23 protein-coding genes are annotated in these 20,242 nt (G+C 63.9%); 18 read left to right on the forward strand and 5 right to left on the reverse strand.

What is annotated here, in order from left to right:
* The first annotated feature begins 231 nt into the window (after nucleotides 1-231).
* Both rhtA and ACTJKT_RS30525 read left to right on the forward strand, forming a co-directional pair.
* Nucleotides 232-1,119: a threonine/homoserine exporter RhtA gene (gene rhtA, locus ACTJKT_RS30520; RefSeq protein ID WP_440790260.1), complete on the forward strand. Its 888-nt coding sequence runs from the start codon at nucleotides 232-234 to the stop codon at nucleotides 1,117-1,119.
* Nucleotides 1,120-1,288: 169 nt separating this feature from the next.
* On the forward strand, nucleotides 1,289-1,570 hold the full coding sequence (locus ACTJKT_RS30525) for a hypothetical protein (protein WP_009050041.1): 282 nt from the start codon (nucleotides 1,289-1,291) through the stop codon (nucleotides 1,568-1,570).
* A gap of 11 nt (nucleotides 1,571-1,581) precedes the next feature.
* Here ACTJKT_RS30525 and ACTJKT_RS30530 read toward each other — a convergent pair whose 3' ends face one another.
* Complete coding sequence (locus ACTJKT_RS30530) at nucleotides 1,582-2,151, reverse strand: TetR/AcrR family transcriptional regulator (RefSeq protein WP_440790262.1); 570 nt, start codon at nucleotides 2,149-2,151, stop codon at nucleotides 1,582-1,584.
* A gap of 93 nt (nucleotides 2,152-2,244) precedes the next feature.
* Here ACTJKT_RS30530 and ACTJKT_RS30535 point away from each other — a divergent pair, with 93 nt between their 5' ends.
* A complete protein-coding gene (locus tag ACTJKT_RS30535) occupies nucleotides 2,245-2,985 on the forward strand; it encodes an SDR family oxidoreductase (RefSeq protein WP_440790264.1) in 741 nt (246 codons plus the stop codon).
* 37 nt (nucleotides 2,986-3,022) lie between these two features.
* Complete coding sequence (locus ACTJKT_RS30540; protein ID WP_440790266.1) at nucleotides 3,023-3,613, forward strand: 2-hydroxychromene-2-carboxylate isomerase; 591 nt, start codon at nucleotides 3,023-3,025, stop codon at nucleotides 3,611-3,613.
* 69 nt (nucleotides 3,614-3,682) lie between these two features.
* On the opposite strand, the gene ACTJKT_RS30545 is transcribed toward ACTJKT_RS30540, so the two are convergent.
* From ACTJKT_RS30545 to ACTJKT_RS30555, 3 genes are all read right to left on the reverse strand, one after another.
* A complete protein-coding gene (locus ACTJKT_RS30545) occupies nucleotides 3,683-5,491 on the reverse strand; it encodes an aminopeptidase P family protein (RefSeq protein WP_440790268.1) in 1,809 nt (602 codons plus the stop codon).
* 55 nt (nucleotides 5,492-5,546) lie between these two features.
* On the reverse strand, nucleotides 5,547-6,716 hold the full coding sequence (locus tag ACTJKT_RS30550) for a cysteine desulfurase family protein (RefSeq protein ID WP_440790269.1): 1,170 nt from the start codon (nucleotides 6,714-6,716) through the stop codon (nucleotides 5,547-5,549).
* Nucleotides 6,717-7,036: 320 nt separating this feature from the next.
* Complete coding sequence (locus tag ACTJKT_RS30555) at nucleotides 7,037-7,303, reverse strand: hypothetical protein (RefSeq protein ID WP_440790271.1); 267 nt, start codon at nucleotides 7,301-7,303, stop codon at nucleotides 7,037-7,039.
* A gap of 402 nt (nucleotides 7,304-7,705) precedes the next feature.
* Here ACTJKT_RS30555 and msuE point away from each other — a divergent pair, with 402 nt between their 5' ends.
* From msuE to ACTJKT_RS30575, 4 genes are all read left to right on the forward strand, one after another.
* Entirely contained in the window at nucleotides 7,706-8,269 is a 564-nt protein-coding gene (msuE, locus tag ACTJKT_RS30560) for an FMN reductase (protein WP_440790273.1), read from the forward strand.
* Nucleotides 8,270-8,278: 9 nt separating this feature from the next.
* Nucleotides 8,279-9,430 carry an FMNH2-dependent alkanesulfonate monooxygenase gene (gene ssuD / locus ACTJKT_RS30565; RefSeq protein WP_440790275.1) on the forward strand — a complete coding sequence of 384 codons (1,152 nt, stop codon included), beginning with the start codon at nucleotides 8,279-8,281 and terminating at the stop codon, nucleotides 9,428-9,430.
* A gap of 166 nt (nucleotides 9,431-9,596) precedes the next feature.
* Nucleotides 9,597-10,784, forward strand: a complete 1,188-nt coding sequence (locus ACTJKT_RS30570; RefSeq protein ID WP_097304497.1) for an acyl-CoA dehydrogenase family protein — start codon at nucleotides 9,597-9,599, stop codon at nucleotides 10,782-10,784.
* A 23-nt stretch (nucleotides 10,785-10,807) separates the two neighbouring features.
* The gene (locus tag ACTJKT_RS30575; protein WP_025805400.1) at nucleotides 10,808-11,914 is read left to right on the forward strand and encodes a sigma-54 interaction domain-containing protein; all 1,107 of its coding nucleotides are present in this window, start codon (nucleotides 10,808-10,810) and stop codon (nucleotides 11,912-11,914) included.
* Here ACTJKT_RS30575 and ACTJKT_RS30580 read toward each other — a convergent pair.
* Nucleotides 11,911-12,276 (reverse strand): antibiotic biosynthesis monooxygenase, encoded by a 366-nt coding sequence (locus ACTJKT_RS30580; protein ID WP_440790278.1) that lies wholly within the window; start codon nucleotides 12,274-12,276, stop codon nucleotides 11,911-11,913. The two genes, ACTJKT_RS30575 and ACTJKT_RS30580, sit on opposite strands and share 4 nt — an antisense overlap.
* Nucleotides 12,277-12,394: 118 nt before the next feature.
* On the opposite strand from ACTJKT_RS30580, the gene soxR reads away from it, so the two are divergent.
* The 10 genes from soxR to ACTJKT_RS30630 all read left to right on the forward strand — a co-directional run bounded on the left by soxR (nucleotide 12,395) and on the right by ACTJKT_RS30630 (nucleotide 20,176).
* Entirely contained in the window at nucleotides 12,395-12,850 is a 456-nt protein-coding gene (soxR, locus tag ACTJKT_RS30585; RefSeq protein ID WP_025805402.1) for a redox-sensitive transcriptional activator SoxR, read from the forward strand.
* Between the two features lie 289 nt (nucleotides 12,851-13,139).
* Entirely contained in the window at nucleotides 13,140-13,598 is a 459-nt protein-coding gene (locus ACTJKT_RS30590; RefSeq protein WP_440790280.1) for a VOC family protein, read from the forward strand.
* Between the two features lie 308 nt (nucleotides 13,599-13,906).
* Nucleotides 13,907-15,118 carry a PepSY-associated TM helix domain-containing protein gene (locus tag ACTJKT_RS30595; RefSeq protein ID WP_440790282.1) on the forward strand — a complete coding sequence of 404 codons (1,212 nt, stop codon included), beginning with the start codon at nucleotides 13,907-13,909 and terminating at the stop codon, nucleotides 15,116-15,118.
* A gap of 17 nt (nucleotides 15,119-15,135) precedes the next feature.
* Nucleotides 15,136-15,657 (forward strand): thiamine pyrophosphate-binding protein, encoded by a 522-nt coding sequence (locus tag ACTJKT_RS30600; protein ID WP_102677838.1) that lies wholly within the window; start codon nucleotides 15,136-15,138, stop codon nucleotides 15,655-15,657.
* Nucleotides 15,654-15,998 carry a hypothetical protein gene (locus ACTJKT_RS30605; RefSeq protein ID WP_440790284.1) on the forward strand — a complete coding sequence of 115 codons (345 nt, stop codon included), beginning with the start codon at nucleotides 15,654-15,656 and terminating at the stop codon, nucleotides 15,996-15,998. Before ACTJKT_RS30600 ends, ACTJKT_RS30605 begins: the two co-directional genes overlap by 4 nt.
* The gene (locus tag ACTJKT_RS30610; RefSeq protein ID WP_440790286.1) at nucleotides 15,995-16,567 is read left to right on the forward strand and encodes a DUF6162 family protein; all 573 of its coding nucleotides are present in this window, start codon (nucleotides 15,995-15,997) and stop codon (nucleotides 16,565-16,567) included. Before ACTJKT_RS30605 ends, ACTJKT_RS30610 begins: the two co-directional genes overlap by 4 nt.
* Nucleotides 16,568-16,602: 35 nt before the next feature.
* Nucleotides 16,603-17,532: a metal ABC transporter substrate-binding protein gene (locus tag ACTJKT_RS30615; RefSeq protein ID WP_096375036.1), complete on the forward strand. Its 930-nt coding sequence runs from the start codon at nucleotides 16,603-16,605 to the stop codon at nucleotides 17,530-17,532.
* Entirely contained in the window at nucleotides 17,529-18,284 is a 756-nt protein-coding gene (locus tag ACTJKT_RS30620; RefSeq protein ID WP_440790289.1) for a metal ABC transporter ATP-binding protein, read from the forward strand. Before ACTJKT_RS30615 ends, ACTJKT_RS30620 begins: the two co-directional genes overlap by 4 nt.
* Nucleotides 18,284-19,183, forward strand: a complete 900-nt coding sequence (locus ACTJKT_RS30625) for a metal ABC transporter permease (protein WP_009044895.1) — start codon at nucleotides 18,284-18,286, stop codon at nucleotides 19,181-19,183. Before ACTJKT_RS30620 ends, ACTJKT_RS30625 begins: the two co-directional genes overlap by 1 nt.
* Nucleotides 19,184-20,176, forward strand: coding sequence for a metal ABC transporter solute-binding protein, Zn/Mn family (locus ACTJKT_RS30630; RefSeq protein ID WP_440790291.1), 993 nt, complete (start codon nucleotides 19,184-19,186; stop codon nucleotides 20,174-20,176).
* The last annotated feature ends 66 nt before the right edge of the window (nucleotides 20,177-20,242 follow it).

Genomic DNA, 20,242 nt, shown 5'->3' on the forward strand with positions numbered 1-20,242 from the left:
TCAAGGAGTTTTCCGTTTCGACTGCGCCGGAAGTGGGGCGAATTATAGACCTGTAGAATCTGCCGTCAACCCCTAATTTGTCTTTTCTATCAATAACCTGCAAAAACAGATGAATCCTCCTCTATATAAGAAGAACAGAAACACCATGAGCAATATATTGCTCAAGCCTTCTTAGTTGAGCATCATGTCGGCGCACCGAACCTACCCCCCCGATCCGGATGATGCCTTGCCATGAATGACCAGCCCCGCAGCCTAGCCTCAACCCTGTTCCCGGTGGGACTGCTGCTTATTGCCATGGCGTCCATCCAGTCCGGCGCGTCACTAGCCAAAAGCATGTTCCCGATCGTGGGCGCGCAGGGCACCACCACACTGCGCCTGATCTTCGCCAGCATCATCATGCTGCTTCTATTGCGCCCCTGGCGCGCCAAGCTCACCGCCAAGTCCCTGCGCACGGTCATCGTCTACGGAATGGCCCTGGGCGGAATGAACTTCCTCTTCTATATGTCACTACGCAGCGTTCCCTTGGGAATCGCCGTCGCCCTGGAATTCACCGGTCCGCTTGCCGTGGCCATTTATGCTTCGCGTAAAGCCATCGACTTTCTCTGGATTGCCCTGGCGATTATCGGCCTGCTGCTGTTGATCCCTACCAGCGATACGAGCGCCGGCATCGACCTGATCGGCGCGGGTTATGCCTTGGGGGCCGGAGTGTGCTGGGCGCTTTACATTCTGTTCGGGCAAAAGGCCGGAGCCGACAACGGCATCCAGACTGCAGCACTGGGCGTGATGATCGCCGCCTTGTTCGTCGCGCCTATCGGTATCGTGCATGCCGGGGCCGCCTTGCTGACGCCCGCCCTGATTCCCATCGCCATCGGTGTGGCCATCCTCTCCACCGCCCTTCCCTACAGCCTGGAGATGGTCGCCCTGACCCGAATGCCGGCGAGAACCTTCGGCACGCTGATGAGTATCGAGCCAGCTTTCGGCGCCTTGTCCGGGCTGCTGTTCCTCCACGAATACCTGTCTCTGGCGCAGTGGCTGGCCATTGCCTGCATCATCCTGGCGTCAGTGGGCGCGACCCTGACCATGCGCAGCGAATCGAAACCTTTGGTAGCGGCTGATTGATTCTCGGTTGTACATAGCTCTGGTATTTGCCGCTCAATTAGGCCATGTTTAGGCGCTGTAACTCAGCGCCAGTCATGGATTTTTCAGGCAAGGACCGCACAGACGCCAAAGTGACAGCCAACGCAGTCGAACCCAGACAACAGATCCGGGATCAGCAATAGGGACAGGAATGAAACGTTTTTTGATTCTGTTAGCCGTACTTGCCATCGCAGGTTGCGCCGCAACTTCGAAAACCGAGGTCAAGCGCGGAAAGAAGGGTCTACATATCAATTGCTCCGGCCTGTCCTCCTCCTGGGACAAATGCTACGCCAGTGCTGCTACCTCCTGTGGCCCCAAAGGCTACAAAGTGATCGCCAAGTCCGGCGATACGGTGGAGGATCCGGGTGATTACCCCTTCGGCCTGAACCCCGCGGGCTACACCAGCCGCAGCATGATCGTCATCTGCAAGTAGGCAGCACCTGCCTACTGCACATCCTGTGTTGGCAACTGACGAACAATTTCGTCATGGCTCGATTGCAGGACCTGGCGCTGAATGTCCGGACTGACCAGCATTCGCGCCACCACCAGTGCCCCCACACATTGCGACAGAATCGACCAGGCCAGGCTGTCGCTGCCCAGGGTACGCGCCCAACTCTGCTGCAAGCGGCAAATCCACTCCTCTGCCTGCTGTCGAACCCCCTCGTCCGCCCGTGAAATTTCCGCGCCCAAGGTTGGCAGCGCACAGCCTGTTTCAGGACTCTCGACATGCGCCAGGCTCAAGTAATGCTTGAGGCAGCGTTCAAGCCGCATCCGGCTTTGCTCGCCATCGGCGCCCAGGCGCTCAAGGCTCTGGCTCAGCTCCCGTTCGACAATCGAACCGAACAGTTCATCCTTGGACGAAAAGTGGCTGTAGAACGCCCCGCCACTCAGCCCGATCGCTTTCATCAGGCCATCGACCCCTACAGTCGAAAACCCTTCCTTTTTGGCTGACACGGCGCTGCTTTGCAGCAATCGCTCCCTGGTTTCCTGCTTGTGACTGGCTGAATAACGCATGACACCCCTCTCCTCTCTTCGCCTTGACGCTCGGCGAATCGTAGCATAACGTTCGTTTAGTTAACGACCGTTTACCAATAGAGCGATCCCACCATGACTACAGCTACAGAGAACAAGAAAGTCGTTTTGGTCGTCGGAGCCGGCGATGCCACAGGCGGTGCAATTGCCAAGCGTTTTGCCCAGGAAGGTCTTGTGGCCTGTGTCACCCGACGCAGCGCGGACAAGTTGCAGCCACTGGTAGAGGCCATCCAGCAATCGGGAGGCGAAGCCCATGGGTTTGCCTGCGACGCTCGGAAAGAGGAAGAAGTGATTGCCTTGATCGAACAGATCGAGAGCGAGATCGGCCCGATCGAGGCACTGGTGTTCAATATCGGCGCCAACGTGCCGTGCAGCATCCTCGAGGAAACAGCGCGCAAGTACTTCAAGATCTGGGAGATGGCCTGCTTCTCGGGCTTCCTCAATGCGCGGGAAGTGGCCAAGCGCATGGTCACTCGCAAACGCGGGACCATCCTGTTCACCGGGGCCACCGCAGGCTTGCGTGGCGCAGCGGGCTTTGCCGCTTTTGCCGGAGCCAAGCATGGCATCCGCGCATTGGCGCAAAGCATGGCCCGAGAACTGGGACCGCTGAACATCCACGTTGCTCATGTGGTGGTCGACGGCGCCATCGACACGGACTTCATCCGCAACAGTTTCCCGGAAAAGTACGCGCTCAAGGATGAAGACGGCATCCTCAACCCCGAGCACATCGCCGACAACTACTGGCATCTGCACAGCCAGCCACGGGATGCCTGGACCTTCGAGCTGGATCTGCGGCCCTGGAACGAACACTGGTAACCCCGTCCTCCACAACAACAAAAAGGGAGCATCACCGATGAGCAAGACCGTCGAGTTCTTTTTCGACCTGGGCAGCCCGACTTCTTACCTGGCCTACACCCAACTGCCAAAGATCTGTGCCCAGACAGGCAGCCAACTGATTTATCAACCCATGTTGCTCGGTGGCGTGTTCAAGGTCACTGGCAACGCCTCGCCGATCAGCATCCCCGCCAAAGGGCGCTACATGCTTCAGGACCTGGCGCGTTATGCCAAGCGTTATGAGGTGCCATTGGCGTTCAACCCGCACTTCCCGATCAACACCCTGCCGCTGATGCGCGCGGTGACCGGCATGCAGCTGCGACATCCACAGCGTTTTATTGCCTTTATCGACTGCCTGTTTCGCGCACTCTGGGTCGAGAAGCGCAACCTGAACGATCAGGCCACAGTGGCAGCGGTACTCAGCGAGGGGGGATTCGATCCGCTGGAGGTGCTGGCCCTGACCAACGATGAAGAGGTCAAGAACGCCCTCAAGGACAAGACCGAACAAGCCTTGCAGCGCGGCGTGTTTGGCGCGCCGAGCATGTTCGTCGATAACCAGTTGTTCTTCGGCCAGGATCGCCTGGACTTTGTCCTCGAAGCCCTGAGCTAAGCCAAGGCGTCTGCACGACAAGCAATGCAATTCGCGCTGCCAGCCTAAAGCCGACAGCGCGATTCACATTCAGAGGGTTGCGGTACGGGTATTCAGCCACTCCAGCGCCGCGCCCTGCAGCAACGGACTCAGGCGCCGACGCACTTCAGCGTGGTAGGAATTGAGCCACTCACGCTCGTCCTGGGTCAGCAGCGAAGGCTCCAGGCAGCGGCTGTCGATCGGGCACAGGGTCAGGGTTTCGAACTTGAGGAACTCGCCGAATTCGCTAGTGCCCGCCTCACGGTTCATCGCCAGGTTTTCGATGCGCACACCCCAACGGCCCGGACGATAGGTACCCGGCTCGATCGAGGTGATCATCCCGGGCTGCATCGCGGTTTGCGGTGCTGGTGCCGCCTGATAGGCGATCACTTGCGGGCCTTCGTGGACATTGAGGAAGTACCCCACGCCATGGCCGGTGCCGTGCCCGTAGTCCACACCTTCGGCCCAGATCGGCGCGCGGGCGATGGCATCCAGCAGCGGCGACAGAATGCCCCGTGGGAACTGCGCCCGGGACAAGGCGATCACGCCCTTGAGCACCCGTGTGCAATCGCGCTTCTGCTCGGCGCTCGGGGTACCGACCGGAACCATGCGGGTGATGTCTGTGGTGCCGCCCAGGTATTGGCCGCCGGAGTCGATCAGCAGCAGGCCATCGCCTTCGATCACCGCGTGTTCTGCTTCGGTGGCGTGGTAATGCGGCATCGCGCCATTGGCGTTGAACGCGGCAATGGTATTGAAGCTCAGGGAGACGTAGCCGGGGCGACGGGTGCGGGCCGCGGTCAGGTGCTCGTCGATGGTCAGCTCGGTGATGCGTTCACGGCCCCAGGCCGACTCCAGCCAGGCGAAGAATTCGCAGAGTGCCGCACCGTCCTGCTCCATGGCCTGACGGATATGCTCGGCATCCGCCAGGCTTTTCTGGGACTTGGCCAGCGTCGTCGGGTTCAGGCCTTCCAGCAGCTTCACGCCGCTCCCGAGGTTATCCAGCAAACCGGCGGTGACCCGCGCCGGATCCACCAGCAGGCTGGCGCCGTCGGAGATCGCATTCAGCGCCGCGGCCACTTCGCTGTAGTCACGCAGGCTGATGCCGTCCTGCTCCAGCACGGCGCGCAAGGCGTCATCGACTTTGCTCAGCGCCACGAATAGCGTCGCCTGCTGCTGGCTGATCAGAGCGAAGGAAACGAACACCGGGTTGAACGAGACGTCGCCGCCGCGCAGGTTGAACAGCCAGGCGATGTCATCGAGGGTGGCGATGAAATGCCAGTCCGCGCCTCGCTCTTTCAGGGTTTCACGCAACTTGCCGAGCTTCTCGACCCGGCTGACCGTGGCCTCGGGCGGCAAATGCTGATAGATCGGCTGATCCGGCAGGCTCGGGCGATCGCTCCAGACTTCGTCCAGCAGATCGATATCGGTGCGCAGGCGAGCGCCGCGCTCCTGCAGCTTGTTGCCCAGGGTTCGCGCCGAAGCCACCGCCATCACCGCGCCGTCGACCGCGACCACGCCCCCTTCCGGGGTCTGCTCGGCCAGCCAGTCCAGCGGACCGGGCTGACCCGGCAACAGTTTGACCAGCTCGATACCGCTGCCCTTGAGTTCCTTGGTCGCCTGCTCCCAATAACGGCTATCGGCCCAGACCCCGGCGAAATCCGCCGTCACGATCAGGGTACCGACCGAACCGTGAAAGCCCGACAGCCACTGCCGACCTTGCCAGTAACCGGGCAGATACTCCGACAGGTGCGGGTCGGCCGACGGCACCAGCAGGGCATGAATGCCCTCGCGGTTCATCAGCTCACGGGTGCGCGCCAGGCGCTGGGGGACCACTCCATTGGTCAAGGGCTGCGTACTCATTGTGTCTCCTGCTACCAGGTCAATCATTGTTATTGGATACCGAGGATATCGATCCTCAGGGTTGGGCAACCGCCCAGAACGCCGGTGCACTGGCGGATGAAGCCTTGATCAGCTGGACAGCCTGATCTATGTCCTGCTCGGTGGTGAAACGCCCCAGGCTCAGGCGGATGGTCCGCCCCGCCGATCGGGCGTCGAGTCCCAGCGCCAGCAACACATGGGACGGCGCATTGCTCGCCGAGTTGCAGGCCGAAGTCGCGGAAAACGCGATGGAGGCACTCAGGGCCGCCGGGTTGAACTCCCCTTCATCGAAGGTGAGGCTCAAGGTATGGGGAATGCGCTGGGTCGGGCTGCCGTTCAGACGTAGCCCCGGCAGGTCGGCCAATTGATCGAGCAGGCGCTCGCGCAGACGGGCGATGGTCGCCGCCTCTTCGTCGAAATGTTCGGCGGCCAGGGCAAAGGCGGCGCCCATGGCGGCAATCTGATGGGTCGCGAGCGTCCCGGAGCGCAAACCGCCCTCATGGCCGCCGCCGTGGATCTGCGCCAGCAGGCGCTGCTGCGCGCGAGGGCCGACGTACAGCGCGCCGATGCCCTTGGGGCCATAAATCTTGTGGGCGGAAAAGGACATCAGGTCCACCGGCCACTGCGCCAGGTCGATCGCCACCTTGCCCGCGCCCTGAGCCGCGTCGACATGCAGCAGCGCCCCGCGCTCGCGGACCACGCGGCCAATGCCCGGGATGTCGTTGAGCGTGCCCAGTTCGTTATTGACCAGCATCAGCGACACCAGGAAGGTGTCGTCGCGCAGGGCCTCGCTGACCGCCTCGGGCGTGATCAGCCCGTCGCTGTCCGGCACCAGGTAAGTCACTGCCACGCCGGCGGCCTGCAGCTGGCTGGCGGTGTCGAGAATGGCCTTGTGTTCGATCTGGCTGGTGATGATGTGTCCGCCGGATATGCCCCGGGCCTGGGCCACGCCCTTGAGCGCCAGGTTGTTGGATTCGGTGGCGCCGGAGGTCCAGACGATCTGCTCGGGCGCCGCGCCCACCAGTTGGGCGACCTGCTGCCGCGCCAGCTCGACGCTGCGCCGGGCCTGCTGGCCGAAGGCGTGGGAACTGGACGCTGGATTGCCGAAGTTACCCTTGAACCCCAGACACTCCACCATCACCTGAATGACTCGCTCGTCCACCGGCGTGGTGGCGGCGTAGTCGAAATAGAGAGGACGTTTATTCATCGCAAAAATACCCGCAGAGCCTGTTCCAGGATCAAGGTTCGCTCGGTGCCGAACGCTGATACGCGCCCTTTCGGCAACGCAAAAACGGCAGACCGTCAGCAATACCCGATCGGATGCAGTTAAAGAAGAACAACTTCATTTAAAAGTGCGTAGGAACGCTCCCGAGGGGCAGCTTAACAGGCTCCGGGAGCCGGGTTAAGCGAGGTTCGGCCAAGGGGCCGAAGAACAAGGCGGGAGGCGGGAAAATCATCACAGGGTTTTACCGACTGCCAGCGGCAGTCCATCAGCCTCTGCGGGCAGGGCTGGGGCAGATCGACAACTCAGCTGGCACGGCCATGCAGGGTCACGCTGTGTTCGGCGTTCATTTCGCCCTGCTGGTCGAAACCGTAGGTCCGTTGCGGGGCAAGCAGCTCGGCTTTCTTCTGCTGGTATTCGTCAAAGGACAGCCCGCGCCGGTTCAGGGCTTCCAGCGCCAGTTCGCGGGTTTCCTCGGCGGTGTATGGGCGCGATTCCGGGCCCGGCTGGCTGGCACAACCGGCCAGCACCGCAGTGACGACAAGCAGGGAAAGGACGAGCGAAGGGTTCATGGCAAAGGCTCCTGGATCTGGGCTGCGAGGCAATGAACACAGGCTACCGGCGCCCTTCCCGGGACAGAAATCATCACGCTCGATAGTGGCTATCGATTACTCCTATCGCGGCCCATACCACCCTCTTATATTTCCAAAAGAACTATAAATATGGAAATAAAGTATTTTTTAGGAATATCAGTAAGCCTTTATAACAGGCCCATCGCGCCGCCTGCTGTTGCCTGAGCAACTGTTCGCCAGGCAACAGCCAATCAACAAAACAGTGTCTTCCCAACAACAGCCTGATCCTGGAACAGCGCCATAAGCCGCGCCACTCAAGGCTTTGCGTCGCTGGTACAGCTCTTGCTCAAGCCCTGGGACTACTCACTGCTCGTTGAGCCCTGTTCAACAAAGGAACTGATCATGTCGCGTCCATTAAAAGTCGTTGCCCTGTCCGGTGGAACCTGGCGCCCCTCGCGCACCCTGGTGCTGACCCAGGCGCTGCTCGCCGAACTGGCGGGGCAATTGCCGATCGAGAGCAAGCTCATCGAACTGGGCGACATCGCCCGGCCGCTGGGCGCGGTCCTGTCCCGCCAGGAGCTGGCGGCGGAAGTCGAAGCCGAGTTGCAGGCCATCGAAAGCGCCGACCTGCTGATCGTCGCAGCGCCAGTGTACCGCGGCTCCTACCCGGGCCTGCTCAAGCATCTGTTCGACCTGATCGACCTCAACGCCCTGATCGACACTCCGGTGTTGCTGGCCGCCACCGGTGGCAGCGAGCGTCACGCCCTGGTGCTGGATCACCAGCTGCGGCCGCTGTTCAGTTTCTTCCAGGCCCTGACCCTGCCCATCGGGGTCTATGCCACCGAGGCCGACTTCACCAACTACCAGATAACCAGCGAGCCCTTGAAGGCCCGCATTCGCCTTGCGGCAGAACGCGCCGCGCCCCTGTTCGGCGTGCATCCGAAAAATCTGCTGAAAATCGCTTAAGGACCTGTCATGGATGTTTTCTGGTTTCTTCCGACTCACGGCGACGGCCATTACCTGGGCACTACCCAGGGCGCGCGCCCGGTCACCCTCAACTACCTCAAGCAAGTGGCCCAGGCCGCGGACAGCCTGGGTTATCACGGCGTACTGATCCCCACCGGGCGCTCGTGCGAAGACTCCTGGGTGATCGCCTCGGCGCTGGTGCCCCTGACCGAACGCCTGCGCTACCTGGTGGCGATTCGTCCGGGGATCATCTCGCCGACCGTCTCGGCGCGCATGGCCGCCACCCTCGACCGGCTGTCCAACGGCCGCCTGCTGATCAACGTGGTGACCGGCGGCGACCCCGACGAGAACCGCGGCGACGGCAGCTTCCTCAGCCACAGCGAGCGTTATGAAGTCACCGACGAATTCCTGAGGATCTGGCGCCGGGTGCTACAGGGCGAAGCCGTGGACTTCGAAGGCAAGCATCTGCATGTGCAGAACGCCAAGGCCCTGTACCCGCCGGTGCAGAAGCCCTACCCGCCGCTGTATTTCGGCGGTTCTTCGGATGCCGCCCATGACCTCGCCGCCGAACAGGTGGATGTCTACCTGACCTGGGGCGAACCGCCGGCCGCCGTCGCCGAGAAACTCGCCGATGTGCGCGAACGGGCCGCCCGCCATGGCCGCAGGGTGAAGTTCGGTATCCGCCTGCATGTGATAGTGCGCGAAACCGCGGAAGAGGCCTGGAAGGCCGCGGACAAGCTGATCGAACACATCAGCGACGAGACCATCGCCGCCGCGCAGAAATCCTTCTCGCGTTTCGACTCCGAAGGCCAGCGGCGCATGGCTGCCTTGCACGACGGGCGGCGCGACAACCTGGAAATCGCCCCCAACCTCTGGGCCGGCGTCGGCCTGGTGCGGGGCGGCGCCGGCACAGCGCTGGTGGGCAACCCCGAGCAGGTCGCGGCGCGGATCAAGGAATACGCGGACCTGGGGATCGAGAGCTTCATTTTCTCCGGCTACCCGCACCTGGAAGAAGCCTATCGCTTTGCCGAGCTGGTGTTCCCGCTGCTGCCGGAACCCTATGCCAGCCTGGCCGGACGTGGCGTGACCAACCTCACCGGGCCGTTTGGCGAAATGATTGCCAACGATGTGCTGCCGAGTAAAAAAGCGGCTGGGGCGTGAGGGGCTTTATTGCCTGATAGAACGCTATCGCGGGCAAGTCGGATCGCCGCCCGCTCGCTCCTACAGGGGGCAGGTGTTTTCTGTAGGAGCGAGGCTTGCCCGCGATCATCCCCACAGCCCCACCGACTCCACGGCCCAACAACCGGCCCCCAACGAGGAACACCGCGTGACTGCCAAGCCGCAAAGCGCCCTGTTGTCCCCCTTGCAGACCGCCCGCCAGCTGGCGGCCGAGTTTGCCCTGACCGCCGTCGAACGCGACGAGCGCGGCGGAACCCCGAAAGCCCAGCGCGACGCCCTGCGCCAGAGCGGCCTGCTGGCCCTGAGCATTCCCACCCAGTACGGCGGCCTCGGCGCCAGCTGGAGCGAAACCCTGAACATCGTCCGCGAGTTCGCCAAGGTCGACAGCTCCATCGCCCATGTCTTCGGCTTCCATCACCTGATGCTGGCCACCGTGCGCCTGTTCGCCCGCCCGGAACAATGGCAACCCTGGTTCGAACAGACCGCGCGCAAGAACTGGTTCTGGGGCAACGCCCTCAACCCGCTGGACACCCGTACTGTGGTGAAGAACCTCGGCGGCTGGCGTGAGTTTTCCGGCAAGAAGAGCTTCTGCTCCGGCGCCAGCGATTCGGAAATGCTCATCGCCTCGGCGGTCGACGAAAGCAACGGCGGCAAGCTGCTGATCGCCGCCATCCCCAGCGGCCGCAGCGGCATCACCCTGCACAACGACTGGAACAACATGGGCCAGCGCCAGACCGACAGCGGCAGCGCCAGCTTCGAGCGGGTGCGGGTCGAGGAGTCGGAGCTGCTGCTGGACCCGGGGCCCTTGAGCACGCCCTTTGCCTGCCTGCGCCCGCTGATCGCCCAGCTGACCTTCACCCACATGTTCCTCGGCATCGCCGAAGGGGCCTTTGAAGAAGCCCGCCAGTACACCCTCACCGAAACCCGGCCCTGGCATAAGTCCAGCGCCCAAGAGGCCCATCAGGACCCTTATGTGCTGGGCCATTACGGTGATTTCTGGGTGGCCCTGGAAGGCATGCGCCTGTTGGTGGAACGCGCCGCGGAGCTGCTGGACAAGGCCTGGGCCAAGGGGCCGAACCTGAGCGCCGAAGAACGCGGCCACCTGGCCACGGCCATCGCCACCGCCAAGGTCGCCACCACGCGCCAGGGCCTGGAGCTGTGCAGCCGCCTGTTCGAGGTCACCGGCGCCCGCTCCACCCACGCCTCCCTGCGCCTGGACCGGCATTGGCGCAACCTGCGCACGCAAACCCTGCACGACCCGGTGGATTACAAACTCCATGAGTTGGGTGACTGGGCCCTGAACCAGTCCCTGCCGACCCCGACTTTCTATTCCTAGCCTTCTGTTCCCGGAGCTTGTCCATGCAGCTTTTGACCTTACCGCCCTCGCCCGCCCTGGCCACCTCGATCCGGGCCACCGCCCAGGTGTTCGAAGACCCGAAATCCCAGGCCTTGCTGGCGCATCTGCAGCAGGTCGCGCCGAGCGAGGCCAGTGTGCTGATCATCGGCGAAACCGGTACCGGTAAAGAGCTGGTGGCGCGCCATATCCACAATCTCAGCGCCCGGCGCAACCGGCCGTTCGTGGCAGTGAACTGCGGCGCGTTCTCCGAGTCGCTGGTGGAGGCCGAACTGTTCGGCCATGAAAAAGGCGCCTTCACCGGCGCCCTCAGCGCCAAGGCCGGCTGGTTCGAAGAGGCCAATGGCGGGACCCTGTTCCTCGACGAGATCGGCGACCTGCCGATGGCGATCCAGGTGAAATTGCTGCGGGTGTTGCAGGAGCGCGAAGTGGTGCGCCTGGGTTCGCGCAAAAGCATTCCCATCGATGTGCGGGTGCTGGCGGCGACCAACGTGCAACTGGAGAAGGCCATCAACGCCGGGCATTTCCGCGAGGACCTGTACTACCGCCTCGACGTCGTCAGTTTGGAACTGAGCCCGCTGCGCGAACGCCCCGGTGACATCCTGCCGCTGACCCGGCACTTTATCGAAGCCTACAGCCAGCGCCTGGGCTACGGCGCCGTGACCATCAGCAGCGAGGCCGAGCACAAGCTGCGCAGCTACAGCTGGCCGGGCAATATCCGCGAACTGGAGAACGTCATCCACCACACCCTGCTGATCTGCCGCGACGGCGTGATCGAGCGCGACGACCTGCGCCTGTCGAACATGCGCATCGAGCGCCAGGACGACAGCCACCACAGCCACGACGACTCAGCCGAAGCCCTGCTGGAGCGGGCCTTCCACAAACTCTTCGAGGAACAGGCCGGCGCCCTGCATGAAAAGGTCGAGGATGCGCTGCTGCGCGCGGCCTACCGCTTCAGCCACTACAACCAGGTGCACACTGCCAACCTGTTGGGCCTGAGCCGCAACGTCACCCGCACCCGGCTGATCAAGATCGGCGAACTGGCGGTGAACAAGCGTCGCCCGCTGGAAAATCCCGGCCAGCACGAGCGCACCCTGCAGCTGTCGATCTAGCTGGCCAAACGGCAGTGCAGCGCGTTGTCCGGGCTGCGCTCGATGCTGCGCAGCACCTGGAACGAGCCGAAGGTCACGGTCTTGGCCTGGTAGGCGCGGATCAGGTGCCAGAAGTCCTGTTCGCCCTTCTCGAAACTCTGGAAGGCCGCCTCGCCGGCTTCCCGGGTTTGCCATTGCAGGTAGTTGAGTACCCGCCGGCCGTCGTCGCTGGCCAGCACGCTGGCACTCAAGAACCCAGGGTAGCCCTGGGCCAGGCACTCGGTCTGCTCGGACAGCGCCGACACCAGGCCGGATTGCTGATGGGGTTCGATTTCGAATTCGATCAATTGCGTAAAGCTGCGGTTTTGCTCAAGTGCACGCATGGCGAGTCCCCACTGACGGATAAACGGAATCTTGCGATTCGAAGGCCTGCAGGGTAAAACCTCCAGTTAAGTAAAGGTCAAGCAACTTTTGCTCATTCCCCACCCGCAGGAGCGCTGCATGCTCACCCCCGAAACCCTGCATAAAGAACTTACCGTCGGCCAAGTGGCCGCCCGCAGTGGCGTAGCGGTCACCGCCCTGCATTTCTATGAAACCAAGGGGCTGATCAAGAGCAACCGCAACGCCGGCAACCAGCGCCGCTATCCACGGGAAGTGCTGCGCCGGGTGGCGCTGATCAAGGTGGCGCAGCGCCTGGGCATTCCCCTGGCCGAGATCGGCCAGGCCCTGCGCAGCCTGCCGGACCACCGCGCACCGACGGCCGCCGACTGGAGGCGGCTGTCCGAGCAGTGGAGCCATGAACTGGATGAACGGATCAAGCAACTGACCCTGATGCGCGACCGCCTCAATGGCTGCATCGGCTGCGGCTGCCTGTCGATGCAAGCCTGCCCGCTGCGTAACCAGGGCGACCAGCTGGGCGAACGCGGCCCGGGCGCGCAATTGCTGGAAACCGACTGATCCCGCCATGCCTCCTTGGCAATGCCTCCTTCCTTAATAGGCGCCAACTCGCAATGGCGCCCCATAGACACATTGCCAGCAGTCCAGCCCCCACAGAAAAGACAGCTCAGAAGCCAGGGGCCAATGGCTGAATCGCTGTTGGCCACCGGACACCCGGGACTGTTGCCCGGGCAACACCTCGTCGGCCCGCGCCGGGCTGCCGGCTACCCGGGCCTATAGTGAACCGACCGGAAACGGAAACCGGCCAGGTTCACTTCGACGAACACCCAGACAAGAAAGGAGAACTGAGATGAGTGTCAAACCCATCCCCGAGGGTTACCCCAGCATCACGCCCTACCTGGGGATTACCCAGGCTGCCGAGGCTATCGAGTTCTACAAGAATGCCTTCGACGCCATCCAGGTCATGCGCCTGGACATGTCCGACGGCAGTATCGGTCATGCCGAGCTGCGCATCGGCAACGCTCTGATCATGCTGGGCACGCCCTGCGACCAGGGACCACTGAGCAATCCCGATAAATCCCCTGCCGTCGGCCTGCACCTGTACGTCGAGGATGTCGACCAACAGTTCGCCCAGGCCATCGCCGCCGGCGCCCAGGTAGTATCCGAGGTCAAGGACCAGTTCTACGGCGACCGCAGCGGCACCCTGAAAGACCCCTTCGGCCACCTGTGGTTTCTGGCCTCGCGCAAGGAGGACCTGAGCGAAGAGCAGATCAGGCAAAGGGCCAGGGAGCTGCCTCTGCAGGAATAGATCTTCTGCCTGGAGACCGCTGATCGCGGGCAAGCCTCGCTCCTACAAGAGAACATGCGTCTGTAGGAGCGAGCGGGCGGCGATCCGACTTGCCCGCGATAACGCTCTCAGCCCCACCACAGCAACGGCCTTTGCCCGGCCATTGGTCGCGCGGAAACATTTACTTTCATATCGTCTTTCGGGATTTACGATTCTCATTCGTCTTAATTAGATGCAGCAGGTCGCGTTGGCGAAGGCTACGCCGCGGGTTTCTCTCCGGGCTCAGCAGACGCCCGCGGCTCCACTCCTCGAATCAAGACGCGTGTTCAATGTCGAAGAAGTCCCGCTCGAAAATCTGGTTTCTCGTTCACAGCTGGCTGGCGCTGCCCATCTGGTTCTTTGTGCTGATCGTCTGCGTCACCGGCACCCTGGCCGTGGTCAGCCAGGAAATCGTCTGGCTGGCCAACCCCGACATCCGCGCCAGCAAACCTTCCGACGATGCCCAACTGCTGAGCTACGACCAGATCGTCAAGGCCATCAAGCAGGCCGAACCGCAGACCCTGGTCGAAAGCATCAGTACCCCCGACGAAGCCCATTTCGCCCTGACCGTGGGTGTCAGCTACCCCGATGGCCGTTCTGTCGAGGTCTACGTCAACCCGTACACCGGCGTGATCCAGGGCATCAGCCCGCAGTTCAACTTCCAGGCCTTCACCCGTGCCCTGCATGGCTGGTGGCTGGTGCCTTTCACCAATGGCTACAGCTGGGGCTGGTACCTGGTATCGCTGCTCGGCCTGCCGATGCTGGCGTCGCTGGTCACCGGCCTGGTGGTCTACAAGAAGTTCTGGAAGGGCTTTCTCAAGCCGACCCTGCGCCTGCGCCATGGCGCGCGGATCTTCTGGGGCGACTTCCATCGCCTGAGCGGCATCTGGTCGATCTGGTTCATCGCGGTGATCTCCATCACCGGCACCTGGTTCCTGATCCAGGCGATTCTCGGCGACAACCAGATCACCATTTCCAGCGAACCCATCGTCCCGGTGATCGCCCGCGAAAGCGTGCCGACCTCGGCCGACGGCAGCCCGGCGCCGATGATCGGCGTCGATGAAGCCATCCGCCTCACCACCCAGAAGATCCCGGGTTTCGACGTCGGCTTCGTCATGCTGCCGAGCAATGCCTACAGCCACCTGTTCATCGGCGGCCGCGGCTGGTACCCGCTGATGTACCAGACCGCCAACCTCAACCCGTACACCGGCTCCATCGATACCACTCACCTGCTGTCCGATCGCTCGACCCTGGAGTTCGTCACCGAATCCATGCGTCCGCTGCACACCGGTGATTTCGGCGGCATCTGGATCAAGCTGATCTGGTGCTTCTTCGGCCTGCTGCTGAGCATGATGGTGCTCAGCGGCCTGCTGATCTGGACCAAACGCACCGCCCTGGCCACCGCCGCGGCTCTCAAACGCAGTAACAAGGCACCGCGCCCCGCCCTCGCCCAGCGCCCGGTTGCGGCCCTGCACAGCGACACGCCGGAGGGCAACCTGTGAGCAAGACAGACAACCCAATGCCGGTTTCGCCCCTGCGCCAGTTCTGGCTGAAATGGCGTTTCCACCTGAACATCCTGCTGTTGCTGATCCCCCTCGGCTTCATGCCCAAGTACTTCGCCGACGCGGCGCTGGCCCGTGGCGACAGCGGCCTGGGCGAACGCGAGGTGGGCGAGGTGCAGGTCGGCCCCTGGAGCCTGCGCCTGGCCGAACTGCGTAACGAAGCGCCGCAACTCCAGGGGCCGGCCGGCTATATGAAGGGCTTCAATGCCGCCCTGTGCGACGCCTGCATCGACCAGGTCAAGGCCACCTACCTGCGCATCGGCAAACCCCGCAGCCTGCGCGCCGCCGGGGTGATCTTCTTCGGCACCCCCTACCGCATGGGGGCCAGCCTGCCCGTTCCGGAAAAGACCAAGGCCGACGCCGAGCTGTGGATCACCATGGAAGGCTGGGACGGCAGCATGCATCAGGCGGCCATTCCCCTGGGCCAGGCCTCCCCGGCCACCCTCGCCTGGCTGAACAAACAAGGAGGCAAACCATGATTGCTGTACCCACCGCCCGCCTGCGCCAGCTCGGTGCCGGCGCGCTCCTGCTTGCCAGCGCTGTGTTCAGCGGCAGCGCCCTGGCCCACAACCCGATGTGCGAGTGCAAGCAGATCGACGGCGAGCAGATCCGCTGCACCGGCGGCTTCTCCGATGGCAGCGGCGCCCCGGGGGTGACCCTGGACGTGATCGGCTACGACGAAACCATCCTGGTGCCCGGCAAGCTGGGCGCCGACTCCACCCTGACCTTCAAGAAACCCGACGCCGAGTTCTATGTGCTGTTCGACGCCGGCCCCGGCCACGTGGTCGAGATCGACCAAGCCGACATCGAGGCCCCATGAACACCTCCACCAGCCAAGTCGTGCGCCCGGCCGGCGCCGGCCATGAAACCCTCTATGTCCTGCTGCTGTGCCTGCTGATCCTCAGTGTGGCCGGCACCGTAGTGCTCTGGCGCGGCGAAACCCGCGAAGTGGCGAGCGTCGACAGCCATCAACTGGACGCCCGCCGCGACCTCACCGCCGGCGAACAAGGCCTGTACGCCGACCTGCGGGTGACCCTCGACGAAATCCGCCTGCTGCGCGAAGAAGCCCAGGCCCTGCCGACGCCCGAGCAACTGGCCGAGGAAGGCTTCGCGCCCTTTGCCCAGGACGCCAGCTCGGTGAGCCGTGGCGGGCATGTCTGGCAGTTGCGCCAGCAGGCCTATGTCGGCCTCAGCCAAGACAATGCAGTGGCCGGTTCGTTGCTGATGCGCATCGCCACCGACCCGACCGCCGCCCCGGACATCTGGCTCAACCGCGGCCCGTCCCTCGCCGCCCCCGACGACCTCAGCGACGCCGCCCTGGCCGGTGCCGGCTGGCAGCAGGTGGTCGCGCAATTCGATGCCGGAGTGACCCGCCAGCATCGCCACTGAACCCACGCATTCACCCGAGAGAAGACCGCTAGCCCATGCCTATTTCATCTCAACGCCGCCCGTTCCTGCGGGTGCTGCTGGTCAGCCTGTTCGCCCTGTTGCTCAGCCCTCTCGCCACGGCCGACCAGGCCAAGCGCCTGCGTATCGGCATCACCCTGCACCCCTACTACAGCTACGTGGCCAACATCGTCGGCGACAAGGCCGAGGTCGTGCCGCTGATTCCCGCCGGCTTCAACCCCCACGCCTATGAGCCGCGCGCCGAAGACATCAAGCGCATCGGCACCCTGGATGTGATCGTGCTCAACGGCGTCGGCCACGACGACTTCGCCGACCGCATGATCGAGGCCAGCGAGCGCCCGGACATCCCGGTGATCGAGGCCAACCAGAACGTGCCGCTGCTGGCCGCCACCGGCATCGCCGCGCGCGGCGCCGGCAAGGTGGTCAACCCGCACACCTTCCTGTCCATCAGCGCCTCCATCGCCCAGGTCAACAACATCGCCCGCGAGCTGGGCAAGATGGACCCGGCCAATGCCAAGGCCTACACCCAGAACGCCCGCGCCTACGGCAAGCGCCTGCGGCAGATGCGCGCCGACGCCCTGGCCAAGCTGACCAAGGCGCCCAACGCCGACCTGCGGGTGGCCACGGTGCACGCCGCCTACGATTACCTGCTGCGCGAATTCGGCCTGGAAGTCACCGCCGTGGTCGAGCCGGCCCACGGCATCGAGCCCAGCCCGAGCCAGCTGAAAAAGACCATCGACCAACTGCGTGAACTGGACGTCAAGGTGATCTTCTCCGAGATGGACTTCCCGTCCACCTACGTCGACACCATCCAGCGCGAGTCCGGGGTCAAGCTCTACCCGCTGTCGCACATTTCCTATGGCGACTACAGCGCCGAGAAGTACGAGAAGGAAATGGCCGGCAACCTCGACACCGTGGTCCGGGCGATCCAGGAGGCCGGCGCATGACCGCCCTGCACAGCCTGGCCCGCGGCCCGTCCATCGAGTTCGACCAGGTCGGCCTGACCCTGGGCCGCACCACCATCCTCGACAACGTCAGCTTCAAGGTGCAGCCCGGCACCCTGCATGCCCTGGTCGGTCCCAACGGCGGCGGCAAGAGCTCGCTGATCAAGACCCTGCTCGGGCAGATGCCCCACCAGGGCCAGTTGAGCCTGCAATGGCCGGGCGAACCGGGGGTGATCGGCTATGTGCCGCAAGCCCCGGAATTCGACCGCGGCCTGCCAATGACCGTCGACGACTTCATGGCCGCCATGTGCCAGCGCCGCCCGGCCTTCCTCGGCCTCAGCCGGCATTACGCCGCGGCCATAGGCGAGGCCCTGGAGCGGGTCGGCATGCAGGACAAACGCAAGCGGCGCATGGGCGCCCTGTCCGGCGGCGAACGCCAGCGGGTGCTGCTGGCCCAGGGGCTGATCCCGGCGCCGCAACTGCTGGTGTTGGACGAACCGATGTCGGCCCTCGACGAAGCCGGCATCCAGGTTTTCGAGCGCCTGCTCGGCGACTGGCGCCAGGCCGGGATCACCCTGCTGTGGATCGAACACGATCTGGAAGCGGTCGGTCGCCTGGCGGACCGGGTCACCGGCCTGCATCGCCGGGTGCTGTTCGACGCCCAGCCACAACAGGCGCTGACTCCGGAGCGCCTGCTGACGCTGTTTTCCACCCACCCGCGCAGCGCGGACGTCGTCAGCGGGAGTGTTGCCTGATGAGTTATGAAGCCTTTCGTCTGATGATCCAGGGCTGGGCCTCCTCCGGTTACCTGCCGGAAGCCCTGGCCTATGGTTTTGTGGTCAACGCCCTGCTCGCCGGATTGCTGATCGGCCCGGTGCTGGGCGGCCTGGGCACTTTGGTGGTGGTCAAGCGCTTCGCCTTCTTCTCCGAAGCGGTGGGCCACGCCGCCCTGACCGGCGTGGCCATCGGCATTCTGCTCGGTGAACCCTACACCGGCCCGTACGGCAGCCTGTTCGGCTACTGCCTGCTGTTCGGCATCCTGCTCAACTACCTGCGCAACCGCACCGGCCTGGCGCCGGACACCCTGATCGGCGTGTTCCTGTCGGTGTCCCTGGCCCTGGGCGCCAGCCTGCTGCTGATCCTCGCCGGCAAGATCAACGTGCACATCCTGGAGAACGTGCTGTTCGGCTCGGTGCTCACGGTCAACGGCAACGACCTGCTGGTGCTGCTGATCGTCGGCGCTTTGGTGATGGGCCTGAGCCTGCCGCTGTACAACCGCATCATGCTGGCCAGCTTCAACCCGCAACTGGCGGCGGTGCGCGGCGTCGCGGTGAAGACCCTGGACTACCTGTTCGTGATCCTGGTGACCCTGATCACCGTGGCCGCGGTGAAAGTCATAGGCGCGATCCTGGTGGGCGCGCTGCTGGTGATCCCGGCGGCGGCCGCGCGCCTGTTGAGCCAGTCGCTCAAGGGCTTTTTCTGGATCTCGGTGCTGATCGCCACGGTCAGCACCCTGTGCGGCATCCTGCTGCCGATCCTCTTCGACCTGCCCGTCCCCTCCGGCGCCGCGATCATCCTGGTGGCCGGTGTCGCCTTCGCCCTGGCCGCCATTGCCCGCGGCATTGTCCCCAGCCTCAAAGGGAATATCGGATAAATGCACAGTTCATTACGTCACCTGACACCACCCTTGACCATCGCCCTGGTCCTGGCCCTCGGTGGGCTGGGCAGCGCTCCGGCCCTGGCCCAGCCGGATCGTTTCGAACCCATGCGCGTCACCGCCAACCAGAGCCTGGGCACCACGGCGCTGCACAGCGCCATCTCACCCAAGCCGCTGACCGTGCTGGCCTCGCTACCGGTGACCTTCGGCCTCGGCCAGCTCCTGCTGCAAGGCACCGATGTGCAACTCGAACGCGCCGCCCCCGACAACCTGCCGGGCTCGCGCCAGACCGCCTACTTCACCGGCCGCGGCGCCCCGGCGCTGCACAAGCTCGCCCTCGACGCCGATGCGGTGATCGGCCTGCGCTCGATCTGGCCGGACGACCCGCTGTACCCCAATGCGCGGCGCAGCAACATCCGCATCGTCGAAGTCGATGCCGCGCGCCCGGTGGACGGCGCCCTGCCCGGCGTCGCCCTGCAACCCGGCAAGAGCGATGGCCTGAACAGCCAGCCGTGGCTGTCGAGCAACAACCTCGGGCGCATGGCCGATGTGCTGGCCGCCGACCTGGTGCGCCTGGCCCCCGCCGCCAAGCCGAAGATCGACGCCAACCTGGCCAGCCTCAAGCAACGCCTGCTCAAGCTCAGCGCCGATACCGAGGGGCAACTGGCCAACGCCGACAACCTCAGCGTGCTCAGCCTCAGCGACCACTTCGGTTACCTGGTCAGCGGGCTCAACCTGGAACTGCTGGAGGTCGACGCCCGCGCCGACAACGAATGGACAGCCGAAGCCCTGCAGCAACTGCAAGCCCGACTCAAGGACAACGACGTGGCCATCGTCCTGCATCACCGCCAGCCGTCCGATGCGCTCAAGGCCGCCATCAGCGCCGCCGGCAGCCAGTTGCTGGTGCTGCAAACCGACAGCGCCGACCCGCTGGTGGAGCTGGAGAGCAACATCCGGCAGATCACCAGTGCCCTCGCCCCGAAAACCTGACCCACCACGCCCCGTAGGAGCGAAGCTTGCTCGCGAAAGAAGCTACGCGGAGTAACTGGACACCGC

It is taken from the genome of Pseudomonas sp. 22526 (assembly GCF_052044735.1).
Lineage (GTDB): Bacteria > Pseudomonadota > Gammaproteobacteria > Pseudomonadales > Pseudomonadaceae > Aquipseudomonas > Aquipseudomonas piscium.

Bases quoted from the DNA above. Each gene is read 5' to 3' on its own strand.
- rhtA (WP_440790260.1), top strand. From the start codon at position 232: ATGAATGACCAGCCCCGCAGCCTAGCCTCAACCCTGTTCCCGGTGGGA.
- ACTJKT_RS30525 (WP_009050041.1), top strand. From the start codon at position 1,289: ATGAAACGTTTTTTGATTCTGTTAGCCGTACTTGCCATCGCAGGTTGC.
- ACTJKT_RS30530 (WP_440790262.1), bottom strand. From the start codon at position 2,151: ATGCGTTATTCAGCCAGTCACAAGCAGGAAACCAGGGAGCGATTGCTG.
- ACTJKT_RS30535 (WP_440790264.1), top strand. From the start codon at position 2,245: ATGACTACAGCTACAGAGAACAAGAAAGTCGTTTTGGTCGTCGGAGCC.
- ACTJKT_RS30540 (WP_440790266.1), top strand. From the start codon at position 3,023: ATGAGCAAGACCGTCGAGTTCTTTTTCGACCTGGGCAGCCCGACTTCT.
- ACTJKT_RS30545 (WP_440790268.1), bottom strand. From the start codon at position 5,491: ATGAGTACGCAGCCCTTGACCAATGGAGTGGTCCCCCAGCGCCTGGCG.
- ACTJKT_RS30550 (WP_440790269.1), bottom strand. From the start codon at position 6,716: ATGAATAAACGTCCTCTCTATTTCGACTACGCCGCCACCACGCCGGTG.
- ACTJKT_RS30555 (WP_440790271.1), bottom strand. From the start codon at position 7,303: ATGAACCCTTCGCTCGTCCTTTCCCTGCTTGTCGTCACTGCGGTGCTG.
- msuE (WP_440790273.1), top strand. From the start codon at position 7,706: ATGTCGCGTCCATTAAAAGTCGTTGCCCTGTCCGGTGGAACCTGGCGC.
- ssuD (WP_440790275.1), top strand. From the start codon at position 8,279: ATGGATGTTTTCTGGTTTCTTCCGACTCACGGCGACGGCCATTACCTG.
- ACTJKT_RS30575 (WP_025805400.1), top strand. From the start codon at position 10,808: ATGCAGCTTTTGACCTTACCGCCCTCGCCCGCCCTGGCCACCTCGATC.
- ACTJKT_RS30580 (WP_440790278.1), bottom strand. From the start codon at position 12,276: ATGCGTGCACTTGAGCAAAACCGCAGCTTTACGCAATTGATCGAATTC.
- soxR (WP_025805402.1), top strand. From the start codon at position 12,395: ATGCTCACCCCCGAAACCCTGCATAAAGAACTTACCGTCGGCCAAGTG.
- ACTJKT_RS30590 (WP_440790280.1), top strand. From the start codon at position 13,140: ATGAGTGTCAAACCCATCCCCGAGGGTTACCCCAGCATCACGCCCTAC.
- ACTJKT_RS30595 (WP_440790282.1), top strand. From the start codon at position 13,907: ATGTCGAAGAAGTCCCGCTCGAAAATCTGGTTTCTCGTTCACAGCTGG.
- ACTJKT_RS30600 (WP_102677838.1), top strand. From the start codon at position 15,136: ATGCCGGTTTCGCCCCTGCGCCAGTTCTGGCTGAAATGGCGTTTCCAC.
- ACTJKT_RS30605 (WP_440790284.1), top strand. From the start codon at position 15,654: ATGATTGCTGTACCCACCGCCCGCCTGCGCCAGCTCGGTGCCGGCGCG.
- ACTJKT_RS30610 (WP_440790286.1), top strand. From the start codon at position 15,995: ATGAACACCTCCACCAGCCAAGTCGTGCGCCCGGCCGGCGCCGGCCAT.
- ACTJKT_RS30615 (WP_096375036.1), top strand. From the start codon at position 16,603: ATGCCTATTTCATCTCAACGCCGCCCGTTCCTGCGGGTGCTGCTGGTC.
- ACTJKT_RS30620 (WP_440790289.1), top strand. From the start codon at position 17,529: ATGACCGCCCTGCACAGCCTGGCCCGCGGCCCGTCCATCGAGTTCGAC.
- ACTJKT_RS30625 (WP_009044895.1), top strand. From the start codon at position 18,284: ATGAGTTATGAAGCCTTTCGTCTGATGATCCAGGGCTGGGCCTCCTCC.
- ACTJKT_RS30630 (WP_440790291.1), top strand. From the start codon at position 19,184: ATGCACAGTTCATTACGTCACCTGACACCACCCTTGACCATCGCCCTG.